The 21800-nt window shown below is 64.0% G+C and carries 21 protein-coding genes; 15 read left to right on the top strand and 6 right to left on the bottom strand.

Annotation, left to right across the window (positions count from 1 at the left end; translation table 11 throughout):
• Window positions 1–3 precede the first annotated feature (3 nt).
• A complete protein-coding gene (locus DN388_RS07990) occupies window positions 4–498 on the top strand; it encodes an Lrp/AsnC family transcriptional regulator (protein ID WP_043864513.1) in 495 nt (164 codons plus the stop codon).
• 49 nt (window positions 499–547) lie between these two features.
• Here DN388_RS07990 and DN388_RS07985 read toward each other — a convergent pair whose 3' ends face one another.
• Window positions 548–2245 carry a bifunctional diguanylate cyclase/phosphodiesterase gene (locus tag DN388_RS07985; protein ID WP_043864514.1) on the bottom strand — a complete coding sequence of 566 codons (1698 nt, stop codon included), beginning with the start codon at window positions 2243–2245 and terminating at the stop codon, window positions 548–550.
• A gap of 21 nt (window positions 2246–2266) precedes the next feature.
• A complete protein-coding gene (locus DN388_RS07980) occupies window positions 2267–3832 on the bottom strand; it encodes a PAS domain-containing methyl-accepting chemotaxis protein (protein ID WP_254998485.1) in 1566 nt (521 codons plus the stop codon).
• Window positions 3833–4018: 186 nt separating this feature from the next.
• Here DN388_RS07980 and DN388_RS07975 point away from each other — a divergent pair, with 186 nt between their 5' ends.
• The 5 genes from DN388_RS07975 to DN388_RS07955 all read left to right on the top strand — a co-directional run bounded on the left by DN388_RS07975 (window position 4019) and on the right by DN388_RS07955 (window position 7852).
• The gene (locus tag DN388_RS07975) at window positions 4019–4333 is read left to right on the top strand and encodes a helix-turn-helix domain-containing protein (protein ID WP_043864657.1); all 315 of its coding nucleotides are present in this window, start codon (window positions 4019–4021) and stop codon (window positions 4331–4333) included.
• Window positions 4334–4584: 251 nt separating this feature from the next.
• Entirely contained in the window at window positions 4585–5898 is a 1314-nt protein-coding gene (locus DN388_RS07970; RefSeq protein WP_043864516.1) for a C4-dicarboxylate transporter DctA, read from the top strand.
• A gap of 36 nt (window positions 5899–5934) precedes the next feature.
• Window positions 5935–6639 carry a FadR/GntR family transcriptional regulator gene (locus DN388_RS07965; protein WP_043864517.1) on the top strand — a complete coding sequence of 235 codons (705 nt, stop codon included), beginning with the start codon at window positions 5935–5937 and terminating at the stop codon, window positions 6637–6639.
• Window positions 6640–6653: 14 nt separating this feature from the next.
• On the top strand, window positions 6654–7340 hold the full coding sequence (locus DN388_RS07960) for a GntR family transcriptional regulator (protein WP_043864518.1): 687 nt from the start codon (window positions 6654–6656) through the stop codon (window positions 7338–7340).
• A gap of 146 nt (window positions 7341–7486) precedes the next feature.
• Complete coding sequence (locus DN388_RS07955) at window positions 7487–7852, top strand: hypothetical protein (protein WP_254998481.1); 366 nt, start codon at window positions 7487–7489, stop codon at window positions 7850–7852.
• An 18-nt stretch (window positions 7853–7870) separates the two neighbouring features.
• Here the strand turns inward: DN388_RS07955 and DN388_RS07950 are convergent, their stop codons facing one another.
• From DN388_RS07950 to DN388_RS07935, 4 genes are all read right to left on the bottom strand, one after another.
• Complete coding sequence (locus DN388_RS07950; protein ID WP_254999524.1) at window positions 7871–10222, bottom strand: TonB-dependent siderophore receptor; 2352 nt, start codon at window positions 10220–10222, stop codon at window positions 7871–7873.
• Window positions 10223–10395: 173 nt separating this feature from the next.
• Window positions 10396–11370, bottom strand: coding sequence for a FecR domain-containing protein (locus DN388_RS07945; protein ID WP_043864520.1), 975 nt, complete (start codon window positions 11368–11370; stop codon window positions 10396–10398).
• 4 nt (window positions 11371–11374) lie between these two features.
• On the bottom strand, window positions 11375–11905 hold the full coding sequence (locus DN388_RS07940) for a sigma-70 family RNA polymerase sigma factor (RefSeq protein WP_054915299.1): 531 nt from the start codon (window positions 11903–11905) through the stop codon (window positions 11375–11377).
• Between the two features lie 84 nt (window positions 11906–11989).
• Window positions 11990–12430: a PACE efflux transporter gene (locus DN388_RS07935; protein ID WP_043864659.1), complete on the bottom strand. Its 441-nt coding sequence runs from the start codon at window positions 12428–12430 to the stop codon at window positions 11990–11992.
• A 99-nt stretch (window positions 12431–12529) separates the two neighbouring features.
• Between DN388_RS07935 and DN388_RS07930 the strand changes: the two genes are divergently transcribed.
• The 9 genes from DN388_RS07930 (at window position 12530) to DN388_RS07890 (ending at window position 21772) form a co-directional block, all read left to right on the top strand.
• Window positions 12530–13420 carry a LysR family transcriptional regulator gene (locus DN388_RS07930; protein WP_254998475.1) on the top strand — a complete coding sequence of 297 codons (891 nt, stop codon included), beginning with the start codon at window positions 12530–12532 and terminating at the stop codon, window positions 13418–13420.
• Window positions 13421–13564: 144 nt separating this feature from the next.
• Window positions 13565–15445 (top strand): methyl-accepting chemotaxis protein, encoded by a 1881-nt coding sequence (locus DN388_RS07925; RefSeq protein ID WP_254998473.1) that lies wholly within the window; start codon window positions 13565–13567, stop codon window positions 15443–15445.
• Between the two features lie 155 nt (window positions 15446–15600).
• A complete protein-coding gene (locus DN388_RS07920; RefSeq protein ID WP_043864524.1) occupies window positions 15601–16386 on the top strand; it encodes a sulfite exporter TauE/SafE family protein in 786 nt (261 codons plus the stop codon).
• A 478-nt stretch (window positions 16387–16864) separates the two neighbouring features.
• Window positions 16865–17191, top strand: coding sequence for a DUF485 domain-containing protein (locus tag DN388_RS07915; protein ID WP_043864525.1), 327 nt, complete (start codon window positions 16865–16867; stop codon window positions 17189–17191).
• A complete protein-coding gene (locus tag DN388_RS07910) occupies window positions 17188–18846 on the top strand; it encodes a cation acetate symporter (protein ID WP_058541320.1) in 1659 nt (552 codons plus the stop codon). Before DN388_RS07915 ends, DN388_RS07910 begins: the two co-directional genes overlap by 4 nt.
• 84 nt (window positions 18847–18930) lie before the next feature.
• On the top strand, window positions 18931–20199 hold the full coding sequence (locus DN388_RS07905; RefSeq protein ID WP_054915302.1) for an OprD family porin: 1269 nt from the start codon (window positions 18931–18933) through the stop codon (window positions 20197–20199).
• 134 nt (window positions 20200–20333) lie between these two features.
• Window positions 20334–20636: a type II toxin-antitoxin system HigB family toxin gene (locus DN388_RS07900; RefSeq protein ID WP_054915303.1), complete on the top strand. Its 303-nt coding sequence runs from the start codon at window positions 20334–20336 to the stop codon at window positions 20634–20636.
• 4 nt (window positions 20637–20640) lie between these two features.
• Window positions 20641–21030: a type II toxin-antitoxin system HigA family antitoxin gene (locus DN388_RS07895; protein WP_043864529.1), complete on the top strand. Its 390-nt coding sequence runs from the start codon at window positions 20641–20643 to the stop codon at window positions 21028–21030.
• 37 nt (window positions 21031–21067) lie between these two features.
• Window positions 21068–21772, top strand: a complete 705-nt coding sequence (locus DN388_RS07890) for a hypothetical protein (RefSeq protein ID WP_254998457.1) — start codon at window positions 21068–21070, stop codon at window positions 21770–21772.
• Window positions 21773–21800 lie beyond the last annotated feature (28 nt).

Raw genomic sequence — 21800 nt, 5'->3', positions numbered from 1 at the left:
ACCATGGACACCAAGGCCAACCGCTTGCATGACACGCCGCCTCTGGATCGGATCGACGAGGCGATCATCGACGTACTGCGCCACAACGGGCGCATCACCTACGAAAAGCTGTCTTCGCTGGTGCACCTGACGCCCAGGCCTTGCCTGGAGCGGGTGCGCAAACTGGAGCGACGCGGGGTGATACGTGGTTATGGCGCGATCATCGATGTGCAGCGGGTGTCGCCAGGGTTGTCGCTGCTGGTGCTGGTGGCGTTGTCCAACCAGAGCGGGCGCTCGGCCCAGCGGGCCTTCGAGGCCTGCATGAAGGCCTGCCCGCAGGTATTCGAGTGCCAGCTCATCAGCGGGCATTTCGACTACAGCCTGCGCATGCGCTGCCGGGACATGGAGCATTACCGGGTGCTGAGCGAAACCTGGATGAACAACGACGAGCTGCACATCGACAAGCTGGTGGCGCACCCGGAACTGGCGGTGGTGAAGAACACGGCGCCGCAGTTGTAGCACCGGCCCTGCAGCAGCCGGCCTTGCCGGCCAAGGGCCCGATGCGGCATTACGCCTGGCGCAACACCACCCACTCATGCGGCTGCACATACTCGCGCACCCATCCCACCACCTCCGCCGCCGGCATCGGCCGGGCGATGCCGTAGCCCTGCGCCACATCGCAGCCAAGCCCCATCAGCACCTCGCCATGCTCCACCGTCTCTACCCCCTCGGCGATCACCTGGCGCCCGAAGGCCCGTGCCAGGCCGATCACCGCGCGGGTCAGGGCCAGGTCATCCTGGTCATGCAGGATGTCGCGCACGAACGACTTGTCGATCTTGATCGCCTGGGTGGGCAGGCGCTTGAGATAGCTCAGCGACGAATAGCCGGTGCCAAAGTCATCCAGTGAAAACTGCACCCCCAACTGCTGACACGCCTCCAGGCATTCGCTGACCCGCTTGATGTTCTCGATTGCCACCGACTCGACGATCTCAAGGTCGAGCATGCGCGGCGCAACCCCGTCATGACGCGCAAGCAACAGGCGCAGGCGCTCGACGAAGTCAGACCGTTGAAAGTGGCGCGCCGCGATGTTCACGCTCACCGACCAGCGATACCCGGCGTCCTGCCAATGCTGCATCTGCGCCATCGCGCGGTCGATCACCCACTCGCCGATGTCCACGATCAGGTCGGTCTGCTCGATCAACGGCAGGAACTCCGCTGGCGGCACCAGCCCCTTGACCGGGTGCTGCCAGCGCAGCAAGGCCTCGAAGCCCAGCACCTCGCCACTGCGCATGTTCACCTTGGGCTGGTAGAACAGGCGCAGCTCGCCATTCTTCATGGCGCGGCGGACCCGCTCAACCGTCTGGTGCGTGGCCTTCACTTCCTGGTCCAGCGATACGTCGAACAGGTGGAAGCGGTTGCGTCCGCTCTGCTTGGCCACGTACATCGCCTGGTCGGCATGGCGCAGCAGGGTGTCGGCATCATCGTTGTCGGCCGGGTACAGGGTCACGCCGATACTGGCGCTGACACTGATCTGCTGGCCACGAATCGAATACGGCGCCGCCACCGCCGACAGCACCCGCCCCAGCACCGTGCGCAACTGCGCCTGGCCCTCGACATGGCGCAGAATCAGCACGAACTCGTCACCAGACAACCGCGCAACCGCATCGCCGCCACGCAGTATGCCCTTGAGCCGCGCCGCCACCTCGACCAGCAGCAGGTCGCCGCAGGCATGCCCATAGCCGTCGTTGACCGCCTTGAAGCCGTCCAGATCGAGCATGCACACCGCCAGCGGGAACTGCTCGGTGCGCGAGAATTCCAGGGCCTGGTTCAGCAGGTCCGAAAGGAATGCGCGGTTGGGCAGCCCGGTGAGCACGTCATGCCCCACGCGCCATTGCAGGGTGTGCACCAGCTGGCGTTTCTCGCTGACGTCGAAGCGGATCGACACATACTTGCGGACCTTGCCGGTGGCCGGGTCCAGCAGTGGCACCATGGTGCTGTCGACCCAGTACAACGAGCCGTTCTTGGCGCGGTTGCAGATCTCGCCCTTCCAGACCTTGCCGGCTACCAGCGATGCCCACATGCTCTCGAAGAAGTCACTGCCGTGCAGGCCGGAATTGAGGATGCGGTGGTTGGCCCCCAGCAGCTCTTCACGGCTGTAGCCGGAGATGCTGCAGAACTGCTGGTTGACGTAGGTGATGCGTCCGGCGAGGTCGGTTTCGGAAAAGATCGCGGCCGCGTCGACGGCCGCGCGGTAGTTGTCATCCATGCTCGTTCACTCGCCTGGCGGCTATCGGTTGAAGCGTTCAACCAAGGCACGCAGGCCGCTGGAAATATGCTCAAGCTCGCCACCACGGGTGGCGGCGGCATTGGCGTTGTCGGCAGTCTTCTGCACCGTGCCGGCTACCCGATTGATCTGCTGCGACACGTCCTCCGCCACGTAGGACTGCTCCTGCGAGGCGGCCGCCATCTGCTGGGTCATATCGGTGATGCGTGCCACCGCCTCGCGAATGCCTTGCAGTGCGCGCTGCGCCTCGACCACCTGCGCCACGCCCTGCTCGGCCTCCTGGATGCCCAGGTTGGCGATGCTCACCGCGTCATCGGCGCCGCTGCGCAGGGTCTCGATGATGCCCTGGATCTGCTGGGTCGACTGGCGGGTCTTGCCTGCCAGGGCGCGCACCTCATCGGCCACCACGGCAAAGCCGCGGCCCTGCTCGCCGGCCCGCGCCGCCTCGATGGCAGCGTTGAGCGCCAGCAGGTTGGTCTGGTCGGCAATCGCCTGGATCACGCTGGCAGCCAGCATGATGTCCTGGGTCTGCCCGGCCAGGTGGCCGACCGCCTGGTTGATCTGGGTGACGGTGCTGGCCAGCAGCTGGATCGCCTCGCGCGAGGTACCGGCCACCTGGCTGCCCTGTTCGGCCAGCTGGTTGGCGGTGCCGGCCTCGCTGGCGGTCTGCTGTACATGCACCGCCACTTCGGCGATGGATGCCGCCATCTCGGTCATCGCCGCCGCGGTCATGTCGGTTTCGGCGCGCTGGTCGAGCAGCGCCAGCTCGGTGGCATTGGACAGCCGGCTGGAATCGCTGGCGGCCACGGCCATCTGGTTGGCCAGGTCGCTCAGGCGCGTCAGCGCGGTTTTCAGGCGCGCCTCTTCACTGATCAACACCATCTGCAGTTGCGCGGTCGGCCCCAGCGCTTCGCTGTAGGCCAGCGCACTGATCGAGTCGGAGAACGTGTTGGGGGTGCTGCGCACGATCTGGCGCACTTCATGGCGCAGGCGATTGTGCCCCCACAGGCCCACCGCCACGAACAGCGCCAGCGTGATGCCCTGCCCGCCCCAGCCCGGCAACAGCCGGTTGGCGCCTATGGCCAAAGCGGCTGCCAGCAACGGCAGCGCAAGCACGCGGCCCTGCAGGGCCAGGCGACGCCCGAAGGGCACGGGGGGCTTGCCTTCACGCAGACGGGCATACAGCGCTTCGGCGCGCTGCACCTGATCGCGAGTGGGCTTGACCCGTACCGATTCGTAGCCGACCAGGCGGCCGTCCTCGAGCACCGGTGTGACGTAGGCGCTGACCCAGTAGAAGTTGCCGTTCTTGCAGCGGTTCTTGACGATGCCCATCCAGCTCTGGCCGGCCTTGAGGTACTGCCACATCAGGGCAAATACGGCAGGCGGCATGTCCGGGTGGCGCACCAGGTTGTGCGTGCTGCCGATCAGTTCCGCCTGGCTGAAGCCACTCATGGCGGCGAATTCGGCATTGCAATAGGTGATGTTACTGTCGGTATCGGTGGCGGAAATCAGCCGCTGATGGTCCGGAAAGGTCTGTTCGACAGCCGTGACCGGCAGATTGAGACGCACGTTAAAACTCCCTGAAGCGCACGCTAAAGCCTTGTCCAGCGGCCCTGAAACCTGCAGCGTAAATGTCGGTCCAAGTGAACGATTCTACGAAATACATCACATTTTGCAAGGAAAGGTGATGAAACGTGGCGTTGTGCAATGCCAATATTTATCGTTAAGTTCTTGATTCTAAATGGGAATCGAGCGATGGAATTATCTAGTTTGGGTCCAGCCATCAGACGCTATCGCAAGGTAGCCGGGCTTACTCAGGCTGAACTTGGCGAAAAAACCGGTTTTGACCCCAAAACCATAAGCCGCTTTGAAACCGGCACCTACACCCCCAGTGTCGAAGCGCTGTTCACCTTTGCCGACGTGCTGGGCGTCAAGCTCAATGCCTTTTTCGCCGACCTGGAAGATGCGGACGAGCAACGTGCCTACTTGTTCGGTGTTATTCACAAAGCTCCACCCAAGGACCTGGGAAAGCTGATTGCAGCGGTAGACCTGGCCCTTTCCAAGCCTTGATCACTGCCCTCGCAAAAGCGTGACAGGCGCCTGCCACTGTTGCTTGAAGCGCTTTTGTCGTCGATAAGTACTGCAACTGGTCAGACCGGTAAAACCGATCTGATGCCCTGGATTCGCGAAATACTTGCAAACCCGCAAAAACCCCGCCTACACTGCGCCTGCACTGGACATACCGGTAAGACCACAATAATTAAGTCTGTCGCTCGGCGCTTGTTGCCAGAAGCACGGACACCGACCAGAGATCCCTCCCCATGCTCAAATGGTGCTCGCGTTCGATCTTCCTCCAAGTGGTGCTCGGCCTGATGCTCGGCATCGCCTGCGGCCTGAGCTTTCCTGAAGTTTCCCTCCAACTCAAACCCCTCGGTGACGGCTTCATCAAGCTGATCAAGATGCTCATCGGGCTGATTGTGTTCTGCGTGGTGGTCAGCGGCATTTCCGGTGCCGGCGACCTCAAGAAGGTTGGCCGCATCGGCCTCAAGTCGGTGATCTACTTCGAAGTGCTGACCACCATTGCGCTGGTGCTGGGGCTGGTACTGGCATTCACCTCAGGCATCGGTACCGGTGCCAACATCCACCTCGACCAGTTGTCGACCGCCGATGCCGGCGCGCTGGCCGAGCGTGGCCAGCATATCCAGGGTACGGCAGCGTTCCTCATGGGCCTGATACCCAATTCGGTGCTCGGCGCCTTCGCCGACAACAACATCCTCCAGGTGCTGCTGTTCTCGGTGCTGTTCGGCAGCGCCCTGAACCTGGTGGGCGAGGCCGCGTCGGGCATCACCCGGCTGATAAACGAACTGAGCCATGTGATCTTCCGCATCATGGGCATGATCGTGCGCCTGGCGCCGATCGGCGTGTTCGGCGCCATCGCCTTCACCACCAGCCAGTACGGCCTGGACTCGCTGCAACACCTGGGCGGCCTGGTGGCGCTGTTCTACGTGACCTGTGCAGGCTTCGTGCTGGTGATCCTGGGGACAGTGATGCGCGTCTCGGGCCTGAAGCTGTTCCCGTTCCTCAAGTACATGCGCGAAGAACTGGGCATCGTGCTGGGTACTGCTTCGTCCGATGCGGTCCTGCCGCAGATCATGCGCAAGCTCGAACACCTGGGCATCGGCAGCTCCACCGTCGGCCTGGTGATCCCCACGGGCTACTCCTTCAATCTGGACGGGTTCTCGATCTACCTCACCCTGGCCATCGTGTTCATCGCCAACGCCACCGGCACGCCGCTGGCCATGACCGACCTGCTGACCATCCTGCTGGTGTCGCTGATCACCTCCAAGGGCGCCCACGGCATTCCGGGGTCGGCGCTGGTGATTCTGGCCGCCACCCTCACGGCAGTACCGGCCATCCCGGTGGTGGGCCTGGTGCTGGTGCTGGCGGTGGACTGGTTCATGGGCATCGGCCGCGCGCTGACCAACCTGATCGGCAACTGCGTGGCCACCGTGGCCATCGCCCGCTGGGAAAAGGACATTGATCTGGAACGCGCCAACAACGTACTCAACGGCAAGCAGGGCTTCAGCTTCCAGACGCGCAAGCTGCCCACCCCTGCCCATCAACAGGAATTCTAGGCAACGACGTATGCATGTGTTTTCAGGGAGCAAACAGTGATTACCTCATCGACGGTAGTGAATGCGGTAGTGGAGAAACTGCGCCAGGCACTGGCCCGTGGCCAGTGGCGCTCGGGCGAGATGCTCCCGGGTCAGCGAGAACTGGCCGAGCAACTGGGCATCAGCCGGCCAAGCCTGCGCGAGGCGGTCACGGTGCTGGAGACCCTCGGCCTGGTGCGTTCCATGCCAGGCAAGGGAGTGCTGGTGCTCGACCCCGGTACCCAGGAGCTGGTACAGGCCCCCGCGGCCGTGGCCGGAGCCAGCCTGGAGGACGTACTGCAGCTGCGTTACACGCTGGAGCCGTTCATTGTCGGGCTAGTGGCGCAGTCGGTCAGCAGCAAGGAAATCGGCCAGTTGCGCCTGACCCTGATGGACATGCGCGAGGCCCTGGAGGCCTGCGACAGCGAAGCCGGGGTGCGCGCCTACCTGGCATTTCACGAAGAGCTGTTCGCACTGACCGCCAACCCGATTTTCCAGAGTGTGGTGCAGCAGACCAGCAATGCCCTCAAGCAGAGCGCCCAGGTGCTGCACAACTCGCCCGAGCACCTGGCCGCGCGCCTGGAAGAGAACGAGGCGGTGGTGCGCGCCATCCGCAACAAGGACAGCGCCCAGGCCAGTGCGCAGATGCGCCGGCACATTCTGCAGGAAGGCCTGCGCATGGGCATCGAATTGACCATTCCGGATGAACACCCGGGCAACTGACCAGGAGAGCGACCATGAACGCCTGCCCTGCTACCCCGTCCGCGATCGCCCTGCCCGCGCTGCTGGCGGCCGGCGAGCAGCGCCTGAGCGCTGACGAGATCTACCCGCGCCTGTTCGATGCGATCCTCGAACAGCGCCTGGCGCCAGGTACCGCGCTGACCGAGCAGGCGCTGGGCCAGGCCTTCGGCGTGAGCCGCACGGTGATCCGCCGCGTGCTGGGGCGCCTGTCCGACCAGCAGGTGGTGGTCCAACGCCCGGCGCACACCGCCCGGCTGGCCGCACCCGACCCGCAGCAGGCGCGCCAGGTGCTCAGTGCCCGGCGCCTGGCTGAAACCACGCTGATCGGGCTGGCGGCGCGGCGCACCAGTGCCCCACGCATCCGCCAGTTGCGCGAGCTGATTGCCCGCGAGCGCAAGCACCACGAGCAGGGCCATCGGTGCACGGCGATTCGTCTGGGGGGCGAGTTTCACCTGAAGCTGGCGGAGATGGCCGACAATGCCCCGTTGACGCGGTTTCTCAACGGGCTGGTGCCCATGACGTCGCTGATCATTGCCCAGTACGAGACCCAGCCTTGCGAACACTGCGCCTGGCAGGAACATGCAGCCCTGGTGGACGCACTGGAGGACGGCGACAGCGAGGCGGCGCTGCAGTTGATGCACCAGCACCTGGACCGCATCGAGGCCAAGCTGAGCCTGGATTGAGAATGGCGGTGCGCCTTTCGCCGGCAAGGCCGGCTCCTGCAGGAGGTGTTGTGCAGGAGCCGACCTTGCCGGCGAAGGGTCTTGCTGCGCTTGACCTGCCAACGACAAACCGCGCAGCATCGGGCATCCCCACAAGAGCCCGCCCCGTGACCCCAGAACAACGCCACAACGTCCGCGCCCTGCTCTCCGAGTCGTTCGTCGACAGCTGGGTGGACTACGCCTGGATCGCCCGCGAACTCGAACCCTTCGACCTGGCCGAGCTCAAGCGCATCTTCTACGAGGAAGTCGCGCCGGTCTGCTACTACAACATCGTGGCGCCGGTACCACCGGTATGGACCGGTTTCGAGCCGGTATCGCTCAACGAAGAAATCGAAGAGCTGCTGGAGTCGCGCCGACGCAACCCGTTGCGCCGGCACTGGGACCGCCTGTGGGCCGCCACCTGGATCCGCCTGTGGAGCCAGGAATGCTGGGACGCGATCCACCAGGCCTGCCTCGCCCAACGGCAGGCCTGATACCTCGGCACGCTGGCCTCAGAAGTCCCAGCGAGTGGTCACCATCACGTTGCGCGGGTCGCCATAAGAGGCCGAGTTGTAGAAGCCGATATTGGTGAAGTAGGCCTTGTCGAACACGTTGTTGACGTTCAGCGTGGCCGACAGCTGCTCGCTGATCTGGTAACGCGCCATCAGGTCCACCAGCCAGTAAGGGTCCTGGGCAAACTCCTCGTCGCGCTTCTTGACGTTGTTCGACAACACCTGCCAGCCCTTGCCCTGCCAACGCGCACCGCCACCGATGGTCAAGCGGTCGAGCGCCCCCTTGAGCTTGTAGCTGGTGTAGAAACTGACCTGGTCCTCGGGCTCCCAGGTCGACACCTTCTTGCCCTGGTCATCGCGGATCACCTTGTGGGTGTAACCCCCTTGCAGTTGCCAGCCCTCGGCCAGTTCGCCGGAGATCTCTGCCTCATAACCCTTGGTCTTGGCCTTGATGCCTTCGTAGGCATACTCGACCGCCGGGTTGGTCGGGTTGCCGTTGTAGGCCCGGTCCTCTTCGCCCCGGCTGCTCTGGTGAATCTCGAAATACGCCAGGCTCGCATTCAGGCGCCCGTCCAGGAACTCACCCTTCAGGCCCACCTCGTAGTTCTGCCCTTCATCCGGGTCGAGCAGGCGGTTGTTGCGGTCGCGGTACCAGGCATCCTGCGGCATGAAGATATCGGTGTAGCTGGCATACAGCGACAGGTAGTCATTGAGGTCGTACACCGCCCCCAGGTAGGGCAGCAGGCGATCGTCCTCGCGGCCGTTGGCGGTCACGCCGTTGATGCGGTAGTTGGCCAGGCGTGCACCGAGCAGCAGCGTCAGATCGTCGGTGGGGTGCAGGCGGGTGGTCACGTAGGTGCCGGTCTGACGCACGCGGTCATCCACGGTCTGGGTCTGCTCCCCCCAGTCCGGTTCGGGGGTGTTGCCGTTCCAGCTGCCGTAGTCGACGGAGTTGCCATTGGGGTATCTGGCGCTCCACCAGCCCTTGCCTTCCCAGTGGGACTGGGCAAACGAGGTACCGATCACCAGTTCGTGCTCACGCCCCAGCAGCTCGAACGGCCCGCTGGCGTAGAGGTCGGCCGAATTGCTCACCGTCTCGCCCGTGTATTTGGCCGAATAGAGGCTGGCGGTGCCGTCGGCGCGCGGGTAGTAACCCTGGATCGAGCCCAGCGGCGCGTCATAGCCGTTGATCTTGTGGTCCAGCTGCGCCTTGGCAACCCAGCCGTTGGCCAGGTGATGCTCCAGGCTGGCAAACACGGTGCGGGTGTACTGGTTCCAGTGGCTCCACTTGGCGCCGTTGTTGAAGTGGCGTGGCAGGTCGTTGCGGTTGCCCTGGGCATCGAACAGCGGAATGCTGCCCGACCAGCTCGAGCCTTCCGGCTTGTTGTCCTGGTAGTCACCGCCCACGGTGAGCAGGGTGTCCGGGCTCAGGTCGAATTCGAGGACGCCGTAGTAGACGTTGGTCTTGCGCTGGTAGTGGTCCATGAACGAGTGCTTGTCCTGGTAGGCCGCCACCGCACGGCCGCGCACGTTGCCGCTGTCGGTCAGCGGGCCGCCCACGTCGAGTTCGCTGCGGTAGTTGTCCCAGCTGCCGGCGCCCAGAGTGAAATGCCCCTTGAAATCGGCAGTCGGCTTCTTGCGCACCAGGTTGATCGTGGCCCCCAGCGACCCCGCGCCGGTGAGCAGGCCGGTAGCGCCCTTGAGCACTTCCACGCGGTCATAGATGGCCATGTCGCTCAAGGTGTTGCCGGCCGAATAGCCGACGTTGCGCGCCGTCGAGGGGATGCCGTCGTACTGGAAGTTGTTGATCGAGAAGCCGCGGGCATAGTAGCTGGTGCGGTCGCTGTCGAAGGCCGACACGGTGATGCCCGGGGTATGGCGCATCACATCGTCGATGTTGTTGAGCCCGAAATCGTCCATGTGCTGACGGGTGAGCACGGTGATGGTCTGTGGCGTTTCGCGCGGTGTCAGCACCAGCCGTGTGGCGGTGGCGATGGTGCCTGGCGTGTAGGAGCCGCTGTCTTCGGTGATGGTACCCAACTGGTTGCTGGTGACTTCGGTCACGCCCAGGTTCAGCGCCCCGGCAGTTTGCGGCAGCGGTGCCAGGCTGTAGCGCCCATCGTCTTCACGCACGGCCATCAGGCCATTGCCCTCGAGCAACGCCTGCAGGCCCTGCTCGACACTGTAACGCCCGTGCAGGCCGGCGCTGGCCTTGCCCGCGGTCAGGCTCGGTGCGAACGACAGCACCACGCCGGCCTGGGCGGCGAAGCGGTTCAGAACCTGACCCAGGTCGCCCTGGTCGAGGTTGTATTCGGTCGGTGTGGTGCTGTCGGCGTGCGCAATGCCCGGCATCGCCAGCGGCCACAGCAGGGTGGAGCACAACAGCGTGGTACGCAGCCTTGCCGCGACCGGTGATCGGGTATTCATCGGTTCTTTTCTCTTCTGGTTGGCAGTCAGGCCATCACGCCTGCATGCCTAGAAGTCGAACGAAGGAGCGAATACCTATCATTTACGAAAAATATTTTTCAGGTGGTGAGGGGTTCGATGCTTACCCAGTATTTTGTGCGCCGCTCGACCCGCACCGGCAGGGTCTTGCCGATGGCGCGCAGAATCTGCTCGGTGTCGTCGAGCTTGAAGGTACCGCTGATACGCAGGCTGGAAACCTCGTTGGCACAGTTGAGCCAACCGGGGCGATAACGCCGCAGCTCGGCGATGAATACCCCCAGCATCTGGTCGTTGGCAATCAGCAGCCCCCTGCGCCAGGCATCGCGGTCGGGCTCCAGTGGCGAGCCAAGCACGAACTTGGGGTGTGAAAACCGCACCTGATCCCCGGCGTCGACCACCGCCCCCCCCATGCCATCGCGCGGCATCACGCCCACCTGGCCCTGGTACACCGCCAGTTGGGTGCTGCTGGCGTCGCTGTCGCGGCGCACCAGAAAGCGCGTGCCCAGCGCCTCGACGGTGCCGTTGACGGTCTGCACCCGCAACGGGCGCCCGGCCTTGTCGGCGGCGCTGGTGATCATCACCTCGCCCTGGCGCAGTACCAGCAGGCGCTGCTGGTTGTCGTAGCGCACATCCAGGGCAGTGTCGGTGTTGAGTTCGAGCCGGGTGCCATCGGCCAGGGTCAATGCCTGACGCTTGCCGACGCGGGTATGGTAGTCCGCCGTCCACGGCCCGCTGCTCAGCTCTCGGTAGCCGGCCCAGCCCAGGCCGCTGGTGCCGGCCAGCACCAGTATGCCCTTGAGCACGCCGCGCCGCGGGATCGCGGCAGGCTGCCCGGCGATGTCCAGGGTACGCCCGGCCAGCCCGCCAGATAGCTGGCCAAGCCGCTGCTGAACCTGGACGACCTGTTGCCAGGCCCAGCGATGCTGGTCGTGGGCGTCCAGCCAGGTCTGCCACGCTTGCCGGTCGGTATCATCCACGGCATCAGCATTGAGGCGGGCGCGCCAAAGCGCAGCCTGTTCCAGCGCGGCGCGCTGGAGAGGGTCGAGAGTAGCCATGGGGTCACGTGTCGGCTTGCAGGCTGTACAGCGTACAGTGGTGAAAGGCCTTGGCGATATAGCGGGTGACCGTCACCTCGGAAACCCCCAGCTCCTCGCCGATCAGCCTGTAGGTCATGCCATCGAGCTGCGACAGCAGAAAGGCCCGGCGTATGCGCGGGCCGAGCCCCGCCAGCATGGCATCCAGCTCGCACAGGGTCTGCAGCAGGATCAGCCGCTCCTGCTCGGATATCTCCACCGCTTCGGGCTGCTCGGCCAGTGCCTGCAACCAGGCCCGCTCGAGGCGGGCACGGCGAAAGTAGTCGATCATCAAACGCCGCGCGATGGTGGCCAGGTAGCCGCGTGGTTCGCGTACCGCGCCGAGCCGGTCGCTGGCGTCCGGGGCGCTGAGCACCCGCACGAACACGTCCTGCATCAGGTCGGCCGCCAGGTGCCGACAGGCCACCCGCGGACGCAGCCAGCCCTGCAACCAGCGGTGGTGGTCCTGATAGATACGGCTGACCTGTTCGCGCAACGCGGGATCGGGAGTGGACATGGGCGACCGGGGGTACGAATGAGAATTCCTATCATTCTATGCCTAGCCGACGCTCAGAAGCAAAGCATCGCGGGCCTGCACGACCTACACGGCGGGCGATACCTGTGCCGATGCCGAACTCGGCAGCCCGAACACCCGATCGAACAGCCAGTTGTAGAGGAACGTGTAGCAGGGGATCAGGATGATGAACGCCAGGTCCACCACGAAGGCCTCCCAAAGCGAAATCCCCAGCCACCAGGCAATCAGCGGGATCAGGTACACCACCAGGGTCAGCTGGAACCCGATCGCGTGCGCCACGCGCCGGGCCACGCTGCGCCCCCGTGTGGCCTGGCGGCTCTCCCAGTACTCGAACAGGGTGTTGTAGATGAAATTCCACACCATCGCGATGGTGGTGATCATCACGGCCAGCGGCCCGGTGTTGCTGGGCGCGGTGCCGGACAGCAGCGCCAGCCCGAGTGTCGACAGGCACAGCCCGATACCTTCATAGGCCGTTACATACACCAGCTTGCGTTTCAGACCTTGCACCTTTTCACCCCTCGGCAAATCAAATTCGGCCGGCAGGATGCGTCAATTTTCTTGACAGAAAAAGTCAGCAGCTATCAGATCTACTGAAAGGAGAGGCTGATGAATTTTTCCAGCGACACTATCGAACTGTTTCTTGCGGTGCTCGACCGCGGCTCGTTCTCGGCTGCCGCCCGGGCATTGGGGCGGGTACCCTCGGCAGTCAGCATGGCCATCGCCAACCTGGAGGCGGAGCTAGGCTTTGCCCTGTTCGAGCGTACCCACCGTGAAACCCGCCCCACCCCGCTGGCTCTGGCGCTGGAGCCCCATGCCCGGCTGATCGCCGACCAGCTGACGCAGCTTCAGGTGCACGCCATCGAGCTTTCCCAGGGCCTGGAAAGCACCCTGGCCATCGGCGTGGTGCCCGACATCGATCACCAGCCGCTGTTCCAGGCCATCGGCCAGATCAGCCAGCGCCACCCGCTGCTGCAGGTGGAGGTGCTCAGCGCCCCGCAGGAAGATGCGCTGCACCTGCTGCACGAGGGTCGCGTGCAGCTGTGCCTGGCGTTTGCCGGGCTGACGGTCGACCCGCGCCAGCGCTTCGAACAGGTCGGCATGGAGTCGCTGACCGCCACCCTCTCGCCCCATCACCCCGCGCTGGGCGAGCAGGTGCGCTACCTCGAAGACCTGGTCAACGTGCGCCAGATCGTGGTGGCCAGCCGCGATTTGCCGATGCTCGACCCCCGCGTGCTGATCGGTGCCTCGCACTGGCGCACCGACAGCCTCAGCATGGCCATCGAGATGGTCGAGGCCGGGCTTGGCTGGGGCGACTTCCCGCTGTCGCGCATTGCCCCGCTGCTCAAGGCCGGGCGACTGGTGCAACTGGATTTTCGCAACACCCGCAATGAACTGCGCCTGCCGGTGCATGCCTTCTGGCTCAAGCAGCAGCCGCTGCAACGCGCTGCCCAGGAGCTGGTGAGGTTGCTGAGACAGACCGCAGCCCTGGCCGACTGACCCCGCGTCAAAATGGTACGTAAATATTTCGTGGTTTCAGCCGATACCTGAAAGGTCAGTCGCGTGCAATTCACGATGGCGGTGCTCACAAGGCTCCGACCCGTGACGCCGTCACTTCCCCTATCTGGCTAAAGGTCTCGAAACATGAACCTGAAATTTCGCCACAAGATCCTGCTCAGCGCCGGCGCAGTCGTCGTGCTGGCCTTTGCACTGTTCACCCTCTACAACGATTACCTGCAACGCAACACCATCCGCCAGAACATCGAATCGTCGGTCAACCAGGCCGGCGCGCTGACAGCCAGCAGTGTGCAGAACTGGATGAGCGGGCGCATCCTGGTGCTGGAAAACCTGGCCCAGAACATCGCCCATCAGGGCGCCAATGCCGACTTCCCCGGGCTGGTCGACCAGCCCGCCTTCACATCGAACTTCCAGTTCACCTATGTGGGCCAGACCAACGGCGTGTTCACCCAGCGCCCGGACGCAAAAATGCCCGACGGCTACGACCCGCGCCAGCGTCCCTGGTACACCGCCGCTGTCGCCGCCGGCAAACCCATGCTCACCCCACCCTACCTGGCGGCTGTCGGCGGGCTGGTGGTGACCATTGCGATGCCGGTCAAGAGCAACGGCGAACTGGTCGGCGTGGTGGGCGGCGACCTGAGCCTGGCCACCCTGGTGGACATCATCAATGCCGTGGACTTCGGCGGTATCGGCCACGCCTTCCTGGTCGACCGCGACGGGCAGATGATCGTCAGCCCGGACAGCGACCAGGCCATGAAGAACCTCAAGGACATCTACCCCGGCAGCAACCTGCAGGTCGCCGCCGGCCTGCACGACGTGACCCTCAACGGCGAACAGCGGATCATCTCGTTCGCCCCGGTCAGCGGCCTGCCGTCGGCCGACTGGTACATCGGCCTGTCCATCGACAAGGCAAAGGCCTACGCCCCGCTGAGCCAGTTCCGCACCTCGGCCATCATCGCCATGCTGATCGCCGTGGCCGCCATCGCCGGCCTGCTGAGCCTGCTGATTCCGGTGCTGATGCGCCCCCTCACCACCATGGGCCGCGCCATGCAGGACATCGCCCAGGGCGAAGGCGACCTGACCCGGCGCCTGACCGTGGAAAACAAGGATGAATTCGGCGAACTGGCCGGTGCCTTCAACCAGTTCGTGGAGCGCATCCATGCATCGATTTCCGAAGTGGCCTCGGCCACCCGCCAGGTGCACGACCTGTCGGAACGCGTGATGAGCGCCTCCAACGCCTCGATCATCGGCTCCGAGGAACAGAGCCTGCGCACCAACAGCGTGGCCGCTGCAATCAACGAACTGGGCGCCGCCACCCAGGAGATCGCGCGCAACGCCGCCGATGCCTCGCAACATGCCAGCGGTGCCAGCGACCAGGCCAACGATGGTCGCCAGGTGATGCAGGAGACCATCAGCGCGATGACGGCGCTGTCGCAGAAGATCAGCGAGTCGTGCGAGCAGATCGAAACCCTCAACGCCAGCACCGATGACATCGGCCAGATCCTCGACGTGATCAAGGGCATCTCGCAGCAGACCAACCTGCTGGCACTCAACGCCGCCATCGAGGCAGCACGGGCCGGTGAAGCCGGTCGCGGCTTTGCCGTGGTGGCCGACGAAGTGCGCAACCTGGCGCACCGTACCCAGGAATCGGCCGAAGAGATCCACAAGATGATCACCACCCTGCAGGTGGGGTCGCGCGAGGCAGTGCACAACATGAACGCCAGCCAGGTGTCCAGCGAGCAGAGCGTGCAGGTCGCCAACCAGGCCGGCGAACGCCTGACCAGCGTGACCATGCGCATTGGCGAGATCGACGGCATGAACCAGTCGGTAGCAGCCGCCACCGAGGAACAGACCGCCGTGGTCGAGAGCCTGAACCTGGACATCACCCAGATCAATGTGCTCAACCAGCAGGGTGTGGCCAACCTCAACGACACCCTCAAGCACTGCGATGACCTGGCGCGTCAGGCCGGGCGCCTCAAGCAACTGGTAGACAGCTTCAAGATCTGACCCCCGCCCTCGCCCATCGGCCGCCCAGGCGGTCGATGGCACCCTGGCCTGCTGCGTTACGGTTATAAACTAATAACGAACAAGTCTATTTGGCTATAAAAAAACCTTTATGCTGGCGCCATCCGATCACGGGCTCGCTGGGTGTTTAGGTATTTATGGATGTAGGTTCTTTTGGTTTCACCATCGCAGGCCTGGTTGTTGGGTTCATTGTCGGCATGACCGGCGTTGGCGGTGGTTCGTTGATGACCCCGATCCTGCTCTGGTTCGGCATCAACCCGGCCACTGCAGTGGGCACCGACCTGTTGTATGCGGCCATCACCAAGGCCAGTGGCGTCTGGGTGCACAGCAAGCAAAAGAACATCGACTGGAAGATCACCGGGCTGCTGGCCATGGGCAGCGTGCCAGCGGCGGCCTTGACCCTGTGGTTTCTGAGCACCCTGCATACCGACACCCAGACGCTCAACGGCGTGATCAAGCAGGGCCTGGCGGTGGTGCTGATCCTCACGGCGCTGGCCATCCTGTTCAAGTCGCGGTTGCAGGCGTTTGCCAGCAAGCACGCCGGTGACCGCTACCACCTCAGCGAACGCAGCCTCAACGCCCTTACCGTGGTCACTGGCGTGGTGCTGGGCGTGATGGTGTCACTGACCTCGATTGGCGCGGGCGCCCTGGGCACTGTCGCGCTGTTTCTGCTGTACCCGTACCTGGTCACCCGGCGCCTGGTGGGCACCGAGATCGCCCACGCCGTACCTTTGACCCTGGTCGCCGGCCTGGGCCATGCGAGCATGGGCAACATGGACTGGTCGTTGCTGGGCTACCTGCTGCTGGGCTCGTTGCCCGGGATCTACCTGGGCAGCCACCTGACCGGGCGCATTTCCGACAACGTACTGCGCCCTTGCCTGGCGGGGATGCTGTTGCTGATCGGGTACAAGCTCGCGTTCTGAGCGCATCTTTCCGACAGCGCGTCGACGCCATTCGCCGGCAAGGCCGGCTCCTACCGTGATCATGTAGGAGCCGGCCTTGCCGGCGAAGCTTTTTATGACGCAACGTATAGTAGTATTACCATACACCGCAGGTAGTACTTCCATAACAACCCGACATTGTTATATAAGATGCCCGGAGCCATCTGCGCTGCCGCCACCGACAAGGGGGCAGCTGACATCAAGAGCTAACAATCAGCCAACGGGTGCCACACATGTCGAATTCTCACCAGGGCCTCGCCCCTGCCTGTACGAGCCTGCTCAACCTCGGCTCACCCCCGCGCACGTTACCTCGCCCCGCGACCTGATCGCGGCGCGCCGGCGCCTGCCCCACAGCATTTACCGTCTGGCTGCGAGCCCTGCCCGCCGCCCTGACGCCCCACACCCGCAACAAAGTCGATGGCCCGCCCCAGGCAATAAAAACAACAAAGGAGCCCCACCCATGACGCACGCCCCAACCGATCACGCGCAGAGTTGCGACCGCATCCGCGCCAACCCCAAATTCCAGCAACTGGTGCGCACCCGATCGCGCCTGGCCTGGTCACTCAGCGCCGCAGTGCTGGGTGCCTACTACCTGTTCATGCTGGTGGTGGCGTTCTACCCGCAGGTGCTGCACACACCGCTGGGGGACGGTCGCCAACTGACCCTCGGCATTCCCGTGGCCTCGGCACTGATCGTGCTGTCGTGGCTGCTGACCGGCTGGTACGTGCGCAGCGCCAATACCCGCTTCGACAGCCTCAGCGCACAGGTACTGGAGGAGTCGAAATGAACCGCACCGCACTGCTAGTGCTGAGCAGCCTGCTGCTGACCCCGGCGGCTTTCGCGGCGCCGCTGGTGGCCGACAAACAACCGGTCAACCTGCACGCCATCGCGATGTTCTTCGTGTTCGTGCTGGGCACCCTGGCGATCACCTGGTGGGCCGCGCGCCAGACCCGCTCCACCTCCGACTTCTACACCGCCGGCGGCGGCATCAGCGGCTTCCAGAACGGCCTGGCGATTGCCGGCGACTACATGTCGGCGGCCACCCTGCTGGGCCTGTCGAGCCTGGTGTTCGCCAAGGGCTACGACGGCTTCATCTACACCGTGGCGTTCTTCGTCGGCTGGCCGATCATCACCTTCCTGATGGCCGAGCGCCTGCGCAACCTGGGGCGCTACACCTTTGCCGACATCGTGTCGTACCGCCTGGACCAGACCCGCATCCGCACCTTCGCCGCCTTCGGCTCGCTGACCGTGGTGTGCTGCTACCTGGTGGTGCAGATGGTGGGTGCCGGGCAACTGATCAAGCTGCTGTTCGGCCTGGACTACAGCACCGCAGTGATGGTGGTGGGCGCCCTGATGCTGGTGTACGTGATCTTCGGCGGCATGATCGCCACCACCTGGGTGCAGATCATCAAGGCCGTGCTGTTGCTGGCCGGTGGCACCACCCTGGCGCTGCTGGCCATGGCCGAGTTCGGCTTCAGCCTGGAAACCCTGGCCAGTCGCGCAGTGAACGTACACAGCACAGGCTGGAGCATCATGGGCCCCGGCTCGATGCTGGCCGACCCGATCAACGCCGCGTCGCTGTCGCTGGGGCTGGTGTTCGGCATCGCCGGGCTGCCGCATATCCTGATGCGCTTTTTCACCGTGCCCAACGCCAAGGAAGCACGCAAGTCGGTGTTCTACGCCACCGGCTTCATCGGTTTCTTCTTTCTGGTGGTGATGGTGCTGGGCTACGCGGCCATCGTCATCGTCGGCACCGACCCGCAGTTCTACGTGGACGGCGACCTCAAGGGCGCGCTGATCGGTGGCGGCAACATGGTCGCCATGCACCTTGCAAAGGCAGTGGGCGGCAACCTGTTCCTGGGCTTCCTGTCGGCGGTGGCCTTCGCCACCATTCTCGCGGTGGTGTCTGGCCTGGCACTGGCCGGTGCGTCGGCCATCTCCCATGACCTCTACGCCACCGTGTGGAAAAAGGGCACCGCCAGCGAAAAGGACGAGATGCGCGTGACCCGTATCGCCACCGTCGGCCTGGGCATCATCGCGATCCTGCTGGGCATCCTGTTCGAGAAGCAGAACGTGGCCTTTCTGGTGGGCCTGACCTTCGGTATCGCCGCCTCCACCAACTTCCCGGTGCTGATCATGGCCATGTACTGGAAAGGCCTGACCACCCGCGGCGCGCTGGCCGGCGGCTTTGCCGGGCTGATCACCGCGCTGGGGCTGGTGATCCTGTCGCCGGCGGTGTGGGTGTCGGTGCTGGGCAACGCCCAGGCGATCTACCCCTATGACCATCCGGCACTGTTTTCCATGCCGCTGGCGTTCCTGGTCACGGTGATTGTGTCCAGGCTCGACCGCAGCGCCCGCGCAGCCCGCGAACGTGCCGCCTTCGACGACCAGTTCGTGCGCGCACAGACTGGCCTGGGCGCCGCCACCGCCGTCAGCCACTGAACCACTGCAACCCCTGTCACGGTCCGCTACGGCGGCCCGTGCGGGCATCGCTGCACCTCATAAAAACAAAAAAGAGGATTTACCATGCACCGCACTTTCCCACCGTTCAGCCTTGGCCTGCTGGCCACGGCAACACTCGCCGGCGTTTGCAGCACGGCCAACGCGGCCTTTGTCGATGACAGCAAGGCCAGCGTGGAACTGCGCAACTTCTACTTCAACCGCGACTTTCGCCAGCACGAGGCCCCGCAGTCCAAGGCCGAGGAATGGGCCCAGGGCTTTGTGCTGCGCTACGAGTCCGGCTTTACCGAGGGCACCCTGGGCGTTGGGGTGGACGCCATAGGCCTGCTCGGGCTCAAGCTCGATTCCAGCCCCGAACGCAGTGGTAGCGGCCTGCTGCAGCGTGACCGCGAGGCACCGCGCCGTGCCCAGGGCGAATACAGCGAGCTGGGCCTGACCGCCAAGGTGCGCGCCAGTCACAGCGTGTTGAAGGTCGGCACCCTGATACCCAGGCTGCCGGTGCTGATGCCCAACGACTCGCGCCTGTTGCCGCAGACCTTTTCCGGCGGGCAGCTGAACGTGCAGGAGCTGGAGAACCTGAACCTCGACATCGGCCGGCTGCGCCAGGTCAACCAGCGCGACTCCACCGACTACGAGGACATGGGCGTGACCACGGGCGCGGCAAAAAACATCGTGGCCCGGCGCAGCGACAGCGATCGCTTCGACTTCGCCAGCCTTAGCTACAAGTGGACCGACAGCCTGACTACCAGCTACAGCTACGGTGCGCTCGACAACCTCTACCGCCAGCACTTCGTGGGCCTGAACCACACCTGGGCGCTGGGCGAGGGGCAGTCGCTCAAAAGCGATATCCGGTTCGCCCGCTCCAGCGATGACGGCGCCAGCAACGTCGACAACAAGGCGCTGGGGGCGATGTTCACCTATGGCATACAGGGCCACGCCTTCGGTGTGGGCTACCAGCGCATGCGCGGCGACACCGGCTTTGCCTACCTCAACGGCGCCGATGCCTACCTGGTGAACTTCGTGCAGATCGGCGACTTCGCCAACAAGGACGAAACCTCGTGGCAGGCCCGCTACGACTTCAACTTCGCCAGCGTGGGCCTGCCGGGGCTGACCTTCATGACCCGCTACCTGCGCGGCGACGGCATCGACCTGGGTGCGGGGCGGCCCGATGGCAAGGAGTGGGAGCGCGACACCGATATCGGCTACGTGGTGCAAAGCGGCCCACTGAAAAACGTCGGCGTGAAGTGGCGCAACGCCACGGTACGCTCCACGCATTTCGGCAACGACCTGGACGAGAACCGGCTGATCCTGTCGTACACCGTTGCACTCTGGTAATTGAACATTGGCCATTCGCCGATAACACTCAGGCGTTGCTCGTGGTCCAGAGGGCAACGTCTGACGTCATCAAGCGACGAACAACTGGAAGTCGCGCTTGAAAAAGTCCCACCTTGGGACCAGAATGGGGCCTTATGAGAATCATTGCCATCAGTCACCTGAAAGCATTTTCCGAGAAGCATCCTGCATCCAAGCAACCCTTGCTCTCATGGATTGACGAAGCCAGGCAGGCAAGATGGTCCACGCCTGCGGATATCAAGGCGCAGTTCGGCAATGCCAGCATCCTCAAAAGTCGCAGAGTGGTGTTCAATATCAAAGGCAATGACTATCGGATCGTGGCTGCCGTGGCCTATCGCTTCGAAGCCATCTACATCAAGTTTGTCGGTACTCACGAACAATACGATGGCATTGACGCCGACACCGTTGAGATGGAGTGATCCTGTGAACATTCACCCAATTCATACCGAGCAGGACTACAAGGCCGCGTTGAACGCAGTGTCCGAGCTGTTCGACAACGAGCCGGAACCCGGCACGCCCGAAGGTGATTACTTCGATGTCATGGTCACGCTGATAGAGGCGTATGAGACCAAGCAGTTTCCGCTCGACCTGCCCGACCCCATCGAGGCTATTCGCTTCAGAATGGAGCAGTCCGGCCTGAGCGCCGCCGACCTGGTACCGGCAATCGGCCGGAAGAACCGGGTCTACGAAGTACTCAATGGAACGAGAGCGCTGACACTGCCGATGATATGGCGGTTGCACGAAATGTTCGGAATTCCGGCGCAAAGCCTGATAAAACCTCGACAAGTACAGGGCGTCGACACTACACGTTGACTGCTTGCGCAGCGCTATCGAGCCAGGGAGGCCCGGCATGTTGCACGTTCTGTTCCACCGTTTTCCACTTGCCCTGGCCCTGAGCGCCCTGCTCGTCGCCTGCGTGCCCTACCCGCGAGAGCGCCCGGCCTATGCCGACCTGTGCGAGTCGCGCCAGGTGTTCGAGGTGCCGACCGCGCACGGGGTCAAGACCTTCTACCTGTACACCTACCTCTACGACCATGCGCTGATGTGGAGAGATCGACCCTACACGCAGGGTTACTTCAGCGTGCCCCATGGCTCGCCACAGCGCGAGTTCTACGTGCAGGTGATCGGCTTCAACAAGAATCGCCAGCAGCCTCTCAAGGCAGGGTCGGGCGAAGCGCCCATCCCCATGCTGTACGACAGCCGCAAGGCCTACCTGACCTTCGAGAATGGCCAGCGCCTGGCGGCCCGCCCGGACCTTTACCTGGGCGCGCTGAACAACGACTTCCCGCTTTCGGGCAAGGACTACGTGCGCCCCTCGCCGTTCGACATCAACAGTGACGAGGTGCACCGGCGCATTCCCAAGCTCACCAACAACAGCCGCTATGGCTCGGTCTACGTCGCGTTCAACACCCCGGACTTCAACGCCGACACCAAGTGGACGATCAACCTGGGCACGTTGGAAATCGACGGGCAGTCGGTTACTGTGGCGCCACTGCAACTGTGCCACCACCCGAAAAAATCCTGGATCGGCGTCGAGCCGTTGATGCGGCCCTGAGCCCCGGTCCACTTCACGCCCACATTCA

The sequence above is a fragment of the Pseudomonas sp. S12(2018) genome (genome assembly GCF_024355235.1).
GTDB lineage: Bacteria > Pseudomonadota > Gammaproteobacteria > Pseudomonadales > Pseudomonadaceae > Aquipseudomonas > Aquipseudomonas palmensis.
Note: the sequence above shows the minus strand (reverse complement) of the source record. Positions and strands in the feature narration are given on the sequence as shown.